General features: G+C 38.2%; 7 protein-coding genes. 2 read left to right on the forward strand and 5 right to left on the reverse strand.

Annotated features, from left to right (window positions below; translation table 11 throughout):
* Window positions 1-119: 119 nt before the first annotated feature.
* From dat to DBX25_RS13535, 3 genes are all read right to left on the reverse strand, one after another.
* Entirely contained in the window at window positions 120-986 is an 867-nt protein-coding gene (dat, locus tag DBX25_RS13525; protein ID WP_108671351.1) for a D-amino-acid transaminase, read from the reverse strand.
* Window positions 987-1,009: 23 nt separating this feature from the next.
* A complete protein-coding gene (gene pepV / locus DBX25_RS13530; protein ID WP_108671340.1) occupies window positions 1,010-2,416 on the reverse strand; it encodes a dipeptidase PepV in 1,407 nt (468 codons plus the stop codon).
* A 123-nt stretch (window positions 2,417-2,539) separates the two neighbouring features.
* Window positions 2,540-3,817 (reverse strand): M48 family metallopeptidase, encoded by a 1,278-nt coding sequence (locus DBX25_RS13535; protein WP_108671341.1) that lies wholly within the window; start codon window positions 3,815-3,817, stop codon window positions 2,540-2,542.
* A gap of 420 nt (window positions 3,818-4,237) precedes the next feature.
* On the opposite strand from DBX25_RS13535, the gene DBX25_RS13540 reads away from it, so the two are divergent.
* Window positions 4,238-4,459, forward strand: a complete 222-nt coding sequence (locus tag DBX25_RS13540; RefSeq protein WP_108671342.1) for a DeoR family transcriptional regulator — start codon at window positions 4,238-4,240, stop codon at window positions 4,457-4,459.
* A gap of 95 nt (window positions 4,460-4,554) precedes the next feature.
* On the opposite strand, the gene DBX25_RS13545 is transcribed toward DBX25_RS13540, so the two are convergent.
* Window positions 4,555-5,268: a pseudouridine synthase gene (locus DBX25_RS13545; protein ID WP_108671343.1), complete on the reverse strand. Its 714-nt coding sequence runs from the start codon at window positions 5,266-5,268 to the stop codon at window positions 4,555-4,557.
* Between the two features lie 106 nt (window positions 5,269-5,374).
* Here DBX25_RS13545 and DBX25_RS13550 point away from each other — a divergent pair, with 106 nt between their 5' ends.
* Entirely contained in the window at window positions 5,375-5,581 is a 207-nt protein-coding gene (locus tag DBX25_RS13550) for a hypothetical protein (protein ID WP_240620302.1), read from the forward strand.
* Window positions 5,582-5,610: 29 nt separating this feature from the next.
* Here the strand turns inward: DBX25_RS13550 and DBX25_RS13555 are convergent, their stop codons facing one another.
* On the reverse strand, window positions 5,611-7,224 hold the full coding sequence (locus tag DBX25_RS13555; RefSeq protein WP_108671344.1) for a putative polysaccharide biosynthesis protein: 1,614 nt from the start codon (window positions 7,222-7,224) through the stop codon (window positions 5,611-5,613).
* Window positions 7,225-7,820 lie beyond the last annotated feature (596 nt).

Consider the following 7,820-nt stretch of genomic DNA (forward strand, 5'->3'; position numbering starts at 1 on the left):
ATTAAAAAGATTTAAAAAGGCTAGTCTAACCATTGTCAGACCAGCCCCGTAATTAAAGGTTTAAATTTCAGATGCTTATGGATTTGATTAAGTCTAAGATTTGTGCGTCCAATTTATTTTTAGACACTTAGGGATTGTAGTTTTCCACACTCAGCTTCAATTTCAGCTTGAAATAGTTTTTGTAAACGTGCTGTAATCGGGCCAAGCTTACCTTCCCCAATACGCCTTCCGTCGATTTCTACTACTGGAGCGATTTCCACTGTTGTTCCACTAATGAACACTTCATCTGCATTCATTAACTGCTCCAACGTGAAGGGTTTTTCTTCGTATGGTGTTTCGGATTTCACACATGTTTTTAACATAACCTGCCTTGAAATGCCATTTAATATAAGGTTATTGGCCGGGTGGGTAAATACCACACCATCTTTAACGATACTGACATTTGACGTGCTTCCTTCTGTAACCATTCCGCTTCGATGCTGAATGGCCTCAAAACAACCTGCTTCAATAGCTTTTTGTTTAGCCATAACATTTCCTAACAGGTTTAAACTCTTAATGTCACATCGCAACCAGCGAATATCCTCTAGAGTAATAGCCTTAAAACCTTGTTCCATGATCTCGATTGATCTCGGATAGTCCCTCGTGGAAGCAGTCAAGACGGGCTTAACAGATGAATCTGGGAACACATGATTCCTTGGTGAAGCTCCTCTTGTAACTTGCATATAAACGGTTCCCAATTTCACATCATTTTCTACAATTAATTGATGTAAGAGATCCTTAAGTATTTCTTTTTGAAAAGGAATTGTGATGCCGATTTTACTTGCGCTCTCAAATAATCGATTAAGGTGTCCATCAGTAGTGAACATCTTGCCATTATAAATCCTGATTACCTCGTATACTCCATCACCGAATTGATATCCACGATCTTCTAAGTCTACTTTTGCATCTTCTCTATCAATCAGCTGATCTTGTAGTAAAACCTTCACCATTCCCCACTCCCCCTTAAGTATTACTGCGCTAATTCAAAAATCGCTTGTGCATAGATTGCTGTAGACTTCAATAAGTCATCAATATAGATATATTCATCCTTTTGATGTGCAATGTCTTCTCTGCCCGGAAACAGAGGGCCAAAAGCAACGCCTGCTTTTAATGATCTTGCATATGTGCCGCCACCAATAGAAAGAAGCTCTGTTTTTTCCCCCGTTTGTTCTTCATATACTTTTGATAATGTCTTTATTAAGAAGCTATCCTTCTCTACATGATGAGGCTTGGAGTGAGAGACAGTGGACACATTCATCTTTAATTCTTCTAGTTTCTTTTGTAAGTTCTCTTCATTTTCATTCCATTGATAAGTTACAGGATAACGAACATTCAGCCCTAATTTACCACCTGTTTCTTTTGAATAATGAAGCGTCCCTGCATTTATTGTCAAATCGCCTGTAATATCATCGGTATATGACATTCCTAGTTTTTTCCCACGAGATTCTTCAAGTAAGTATTCGTTAATGAAAGTGAAAAATTCTTTTGCCTGATGATCCAACTCAAAAGCAGATAGGAATGACCCTAGATAAATGCCTGCATTTTTTCCTTTTTTCGGCTCCATTCCGTGAGCAGAAACACCTTTTACTTCGATAACGATTTGTTGATCTTCTTGATAAACCTTACCTTCTACATCTTGCCTTTGAATGAATTCATGGAATTTTGTTTCGATTGTATGTAAATCTCCAGTGACAATCGCTTTTGCAAAATCTGGAACCATGTTAAAGCGTCGACCTGATTCAAAATGATGAACATTTACCTCACCATCTAACTTAGCTTCTGATGTGTTTTGTTGAACATAGAAATCCCAGATTCCCTTTTCTGCGTATATAATTGGAAAATCTGCATCTGGGGCAAATCCTAGAGCAGGCAATTCTTCTACTTGGAAGTAACGATCCACACAACGCCAATTGGATTCTTCATCCGTTCCTAAAATCATACGGACTCTTTTGGACAAAGGAATACCTGAGTCTTTTACTAGTTTCATCGCATAGTACGCTGCCATAGTTGGCCCCTTATCATCTATAGCTCCCCTAGCAAAAATTTTCCCATCACGAATTTCCGCTGCAAATGGGTCGGAAGACCAGCCATCACCTTCTGGAACCACATCCAAATGGCAAAGGATTCCTACGATTTCTTCTCCTTCTCCCATTTCAATATGACCTGCCAAAGAATCTACGTTCTTTACAACAAAGCCATCACTTTCACCTAAATTAAGCATATAATCTAAGGCTTCCTTGATACCCTCTCCAAGAGGTGCTTCATCGGTAGCATTCTCTTCGTCCAACACGCTTTTTATACGTAATAACTCTTGTGTTTTCCCAATAACCTCATCCTTTTTTTCTTCAACGAGTTTTTTCCAATATGTATGTTCCATTTTTCCGAACTCCTTTATCTCTTTTATTTTTCCATCATACCGTATTCTCTCCAAAACTGCATATGATGGATATATGTAAAAACAAAAAATCCAAGGACTATTTAAGCCCTTGGATTTTTCTATCTATTTAAGAAGTTCCATTATTTCCTTGTTCATGACGTCTTCTGCTACATCGTATGCAGTCATATCGCCTTCATCTTTCATAGATTTATCTGCGCCATGGTTTAATAACAACTTGACCATCTCTACATTTTCATTATAGGTTGCCGTAATAAGAGGGGTAGCTTTCCAGTTATCAGCCTTATTAGGATCTGCACCATTATCTAGCAATAACTTAGTAGTTTCATAGCTATCAGAAAGAACGGCCCAATGTAATGCTGTCGAACCTTCACTGTCTGTAGCGTCAATGTTATTAGCATCCTCTAATAGTAGCTTTGTCACTAAATCAACATCATTTTCTCCGGCAGCTTCCATTAGGGGTGTTGCCCCTTCCACCTCATAGGAAACACCTAAGTCTTCATCTATTATTCCCACAATCTTATCCATACCGAAGTAGAATATCACCGATAATCCAATTGTAAAGAGCGTATACACGGATAAAGCTAAAAACATATGAGATTTCTTCTCTTTAAATAATGATTGCTCTCCTACTCCTGCCCAAACATATAAGGAATTCATTCGTTTAGGAAGATGTGGATGTGTGGAAAGCTTTTCACTTAGCCAAGCAAAGAATCCTCTCTCCTCATGGAGTTGTTTGATGTACGCTTCTTTATTTACCTTTTTATATAAACGCTTTCCAATCGCTAACATAGTAAGAGCATTTTGAGAGGATTCCAGATTGTTCGTGTAAAACGCAGCATAACGATCACACGTATACTCGCAAGCTCTTAAATACGCTTCACTTAAAAATGGTACCCACATAGCCGGCAATAAGAGCATATGGGTTAAAACGTGTTTGCGTTTTAAATGAGCTAATTCATGTGCAAGAACAAAAAGAACTTCCTCCTCACCTTCATCTTCTATTAAATCAAAAATATCTGAGTACAGTACAACCATGTTTTTCCCAAAGAATCGAGTGGCAAATGCATTCAAGATTCCTGAGGATTCTAACACATAGATGGATGGTCTTTTATCAAGTCCCATCTCTTTGCATAAGTCATTTGCTTTCTCATAAATATGACTGAATTGATTTTCTGAAACCCTAACGCCATTTCTACGAATATAAGCCATGTGGAGTGCATGTATAAAATAACTAAATACTAGTAAAAAGGCAATAATTACAATCCCTATAATCGATACTGCCAAAAATATATAAGTGAGGATACTAAACACTGCTGTCAAAACAAAATAGATACTTTCCTTTTCATGCACGAGTGTATTTTTGAGACGGTCGTTCTTCATGTAATTCCACCTTCTATCGAATAATAAAACCTTCTTCATTATAAATAAGGGAAACATAGTAAAGAATACTAAATATTTTCCAATTTTTTCTCTACGAACATAAAATCACCTACAATTGGCATATACTGTAATCAAAGGGAATTCTTAATTTTTCGTAAATTCCTGTAAATAAAGTAGAATTTAATTGATTAAAGGGGTACAATATTATTGTGAGGTACAGCTAGTAAATTTCACCAAGTTTATAAAGGAGTTGTTGAGTGTAAAGTAACTGCAAAGTAAGAAGGATTTTCCTTCTACATTGTCGTCTTGTATCAATTGCCTTCGAGCTCGTATTACTTCGGTTCACATCAGGAGTAAAAGTTCCACTGCAAGAATACATTACATACTTCCTGGTGCTACTAAAAGTTAGGGAGTGGTTTTTTGAAACCTTCAACAAATCGTATGCTAACCCGTATTAAATCCGTTTATATGTTCATTAGGAGAAACGGTACGGTTACGACACAAGAGCTTGTCGAAGAATTTGGCATCACTCCACGCACCATTCAACGCGACTTAAATGTACTAGCATACAATAATCTCGTAAAAAGCCCCAGCCGTGGTATTTGGACGGCTACACAGAAAAAAGTAAAAATGTCTTCATAGCACTTTGAAACCCCGAGAGCAGCCCCTTGCTATTGGGGTTTTGTTTTTGGCCAAAATGAAACCCAACCAGTGAAGTCCTGATTGGGTTTCATCGGCTATTTATGCTCTTGTAACATCTCTAATTCTTCTTCTGTTAATTCTCGGTATTCCCCAAGCTCTAGTTCTTCGTCTAACTTCAGATTCCCCATGGAAACCCTTTTTAGATAGACGACCCGTTTGCCAACACTTTCAAACATCCGTTTTACTTGATGGAATTTTCCTTCTGTGATAATCAATTCAATATCTGATCGTACACCGGATTTTAAAATAGTAAGTTCACCCGGTTTTGTAAAATAGCCATCATCCAATGTAACACCTTCTGCAAATGCCTTCACATCATCCTCTGTTACTTCCCCATCAATGACTGCAAAATAAGTCTTAGGCACATGTTTTTTGGGTGATAACAATCGGTGTGCAAGTTGTCCGTCATTCGTTAAGAGAAGCAATCCTTCTGTATCTTTGTCCAATCTACCTACCGGGAAGGGATTAAATACAGCATCTTCAGGCTCAAGGATATCAAGTACGGTTTCCTGGCGCGCATCTTCTGTTGCGGACAATACACCTGGTGGTTTGTTCATCATTAGATAGATGAACTCTTTATATTCTACAATTTCACCATTTACAGTGATTTGATCGTTATCTGGATCCACATGCTCTTTTGCATCTTTAAGGGTAGTACCATTGACGATTACCGCTCCAGATTTTAGTAATTGTTTAACTTCTTTTCGACTTCCATAGCCTATATTGGCTAACAATTTATCGATTCTCAATTTGAAATCCTCCTTTCTTTTCTCGTCCTTATGGGTAGATGCCCAAGCATCCAATCCCTCTAAGCATACAATGTTACATAGTCATTTACCTATGGGGGGTCATTCAATGTATCACCGACAGCAACTACCAGGTGTAATCATCCCAATACCGGGATTTCCACAAGGACCTGGGTATAACATTTCTGATCTTGAGAGAAGAGTCGAACGTTTAGAGCGTCAATTCGATAGAATAAACAGACGACAAGAACGTTTAAATACTAGACTCCAACGTGTTGAAAGGCAACTTGGTTTTGGACCATTTGAAATAGACTAATATTATTGGTGAAGACGCTGGCCAAATGGTCAGCCTCTTAATTTTAATTTTCTTTGTATTTTTTCAATCCGGTTGCCAAAAAGTCTATGTGCTAGTTTTGACTTAAGTGCCAATATGAAATACACACCAGCTCCAGATAAAGCACAAATCAGAATGACAAGGATAGCTTGAAACCTTTGAGTCGGATCCAGAGTTAATGATGTTAGACTGAAGACAATTTTTACAGTGATTGTCATAACGATTGTGAAAATAAACATCAGCAAAGTCCTTCTTACGACTAATTGATAGCGGAATCCTGTAAAATAGCGAATCATATATAAATTAATCAATGTTGCAGCTAAATATCCAAGAGTCGTAGCATAGACCGATCCTTCTGCTTGGAAAAGTTTGATAAGCGGAATATTTAAGCTTAATTTAATCAATATCCCTACTAGAAGACTTAGAACACTGAATTTTTGCTGATTGATTCCTTGGAGCACTGCTGCTGAAACAGAAAACAGAGAAAATAAAATGGCTGCTGGCGCATAAACCATCAACACTTCAACACCTAGTTCATTATATCCATAGAATGCGGAATAAACAGGTTCAGCAAGAATAGACATACCGACAACAGCCGGCAAGGTTAAAAATAACAACACCTGCAAAGCTTGATTCAATTGGCTACTAAAGGTTGTCATTTTTCCCTCGACAAAGGCCTTTGTGACAGTCGGCAAAATACTCATGGCAAAAGCTGAAGCGAATGTCATTGGAATTACCACAAGCTTATTAGCCGAAATATTAAGGATCCCAAGTGCTTCTACTGTTTCTTTCCCTTTCCCTATAGACGCCATTGCTTTTCCTAACGTGAAGGAATCAATTAACTGGAACAATGTCATAGCAATTCCTACGAAAACAAAAGGAATGGAAGATTGAAGAATTTCTTTATACATCGCCCCAATTGATATGTCTACTTCACCACGATCTTGAAGGAGCAAATCATCAAGATAAGGCTTTCTTTGCTTCCAATAAACGAGCAGTACTGCTAAACCACCGATAGCCCCTACGAAGGCTGCAAAAGTGGCCACACTAATTGCTTGTACTATATCACCATCCATAATTTTCATGACAATAAAAGCTCCAGCCAACAAAAAGATAATCCGGACAAGCTGCTCAACTACCTGTGAAATTGCAGTAGGCGCCATCGATTGATTCCCTTGGAAGAATCCCCGAATAATACTCATGATAGGAACGAGAATTAGTGCAAAGCTAACTGCACGAATCACTTGTGCAATTTCATCGGCAGTATAATCATGGTCGTTGGCTGCATAATATGCACCTAATGGCTGTGAAAGAACAAACAATAATAAAAACGACAAAAACCCTGTTAAAAGCATGATTTTCATGCTGGTCTTGAATAACTTTTGTCCAACAGCGTACTCACCTAGCGCATTATACTTAGAGACGAACTTGGAAACTGCTAAGGGTAAACCGCCTGTAGCAATACTAATAAATAATGTATAAGGAAGATATCCATAAGAATACAAACCGAATCCTTTTTCCCCGACTAACGCATCGAAAGGAATTACATACAACAAACCGAGTACCTTAGACAGCATCATGCCCGCCGTCAATATGAAGGTACCTCGTAATAGCTTAGATGACATTTATATCCCTACCTACTAATTTAAAATACGAAACAAACCTGTTTAGTCCGTAAATAAAGTGTTCACAATAACGCCTACATATAAAAGCCTTTATAATATTACCACAATTGATGTCAGACAAGCGCGTCGGAAGAAATAAAAATCGGAAAATCTGTTTTGTATGTATTTTGTTTACTGGATGACCTTTTGATGAAGGTAAACCTCCAAAATGACATCATTTGCTGGCGTATGATTACCATTTACTGAGGATAGATCTCGAAAAGGGCATCATTGGCGGCGTATGATTACCTTTTGCTTAGGATGGACCTCTAAAAGGGCATCATTGACGGCGTATGATTACCTTTTGCTTAGGATGGACCTCGAAAAGGGCTTCATTGGCGGCGTATGATTACCTTTTGCTTAGGATGGACCTCTAAAAGGGCTTCATTGTCGGCGTATGATTACCTTTTTCTTAGGATGGACCTCGAAAAGGGCTTCATTGGCGGCGTATGATTACCTTTTGCTTAGGAGGACCTCGAAAAGGGCTTCATTGACGGCGTATGATTACCTTTTGCTTAGGATGGACCTCGAAAAGGGCTTCATTGCTGGCGTATGAT

The organism is Peribacillus acanthi (assembly GCF_003073175.1).
In the GTDB taxonomy this organism is placed as follows: domain Bacteria; phylum Bacillota; class Bacilli; order Bacillales; family DSM-1321; genus Bacillus_BN; species Bacillus_BN acanthi.